The 1,742-nt window shown below is 45.5% G+C and carries 1 protein-coding gene; it reads right to left on the reverse strand.

Going from position 1 to position 1,742, the window contains the following annotated elements; genetic code table 11:
* Positions 1-1,742 (reverse strand): TonB-dependent receptor plug domain-containing protein (locus ACEW8O_RS21220; RefSeq protein ID WP_373496632.1); only part of this gene is annotated, 1,742 nt, incomplete at both ends.

Raw genomic sequence — 1,742 nt, forward strand, 5'->3', positions numbered from 1 at the left:
AAAACACAAAGCTACCCGTAATCGAAGGGTAAAGGATGCTTCGGTTTGCAGGAGAAAGTGTTGAAAACCAGTCATTTCTGACTGTTCCGTTTACATAAAGAAATTCCTTGTAAGAAATCTCAGCCGAACCGTATAATGAGTTTACCTGCCGCTCCGAAAATTGATATATCGGATCTCTTAGCCGGCTATTACCGATAGTATATAGGTCCCGTGAAAAGAAATCCTGTACAAACACATTGTGCCTACTAAACCTCCTGTACATCTGATTGCCTCCTGCATTCACAAGGAACCCAAAATTGCCAAAGGTTTTATTTGCACTCACAAGAAAATCAGCGTTGACCTCTCTCACATTGGTGGCATCCTGGATATATTGTCCATTGACAAATCCCGGCGGAGCAGGCACTTGCCGCTGGGTGCCATGGGGAAGATTATAGTCTTGCTCCCTTGCAAAAAAGTCCTGACCGACACGTCCCTGGACAAACAACCAGTCAGTCAGGTCGTATTTGGCGGTGATGTTTCCAAATACCCTGTCCCGATCGATGTTATCAAAGCGTTTGAGTGCAAAATAGGGATTGGTTCGGTTGGTAAACCTCGACCAGACATTCTCGTTTCCATCTGCATCTTCGGCATTGTCCCGCAATACATCCATAGGCATTGAGTTAGCCAAGGTATATATAATTACGGGGCTATAATCCTGTTCGGCCAGATTGGGCGGATTTCTCCGTTGCTCTTTGGAATAATTGATGTTACCTGAAATGGTCAATTTATTGGCCACGGTTTGCGTAAATCCGAAATTGACTGTTTTCCGGTTATAATCTGAATTGGGCATGATCAGGTCATTGTCCATATTGGAAATCATCAGGTTAAACCCACCATTTTCTCCCGAGGAAGCCAGAGAAACAGAATTTGTCCATGTATACCCATTTCGGTAAAATTCCTTAAACTGGTTCCGTTGAGGTTCATACGGCACTTCCAATCCATCGAAAAGGATGTGGGTCATTCCCGGTTCAAATTTTTCACCGAAGCTCCATACTCCAGAGGTTGGAAATGGAGAGGTTGGCCTGAGGCCATTTTCTCCCTGCCCATATTCAAACTGATAATCCCTGAAATCCATAGGTGTGTCATGGGTGAAGTTGGAATTGATCTCAAGGCTAACACCGCGGCCGGTTCCCCTGTTTTTGGTGGTAATCATAATCACCCCATCCTTGGCCCGGGAACCATATAAGGCAGAAGCCGCTCCACCCTTTAATACCGTCATGGATTCAATATTATCGGGGTTGATACTGTTTAACCCATCCCCGCTGTCTGAGGTCCGGTTACTTCCCCTTTCAGAAAAATCGCCCCTTGCCCCAAAATTGGTATTGTCAATGGGTACGCCATCTACTACAATGAGTGGTGAGTTATTGCCTCCAAAAGAAGACTGACCCCGGATTCGAATCTTACTGGTCCCGGAAGGACCTGAACCCAAAGAAGTGATATTTACTCCAGCCATTTTACCCTGAAGGGCATTCATGAAATTGGGGGTTCGGTTTATGGTCATCTCGTCCTGACTGACACTTGAAGTGGCATATCCCAGGCTTTTTGCTTCCCTTTTGATTCCCAAAGCGGTAACTACAACTTCGTCCAATCCGGCAATATCTTCTTCCATGGTAATGTTGATTACGCTTTGGGCTCCAATAACTACCCGTTGATTCCGGAAACCGATAAAGGAAAAAACAAGTGCGGCACCATCAGGCGTGGTA

The sequence above is a fragment of the Aquiflexum sp. genome, from assembly GCF_041749095.1.
In the GTDB taxonomy this organism is placed as follows: Bacteria; Bacteroidota; Bacteroidia; order Cytophagales; family Cyclobacteriaceae; genus Aquiflexum.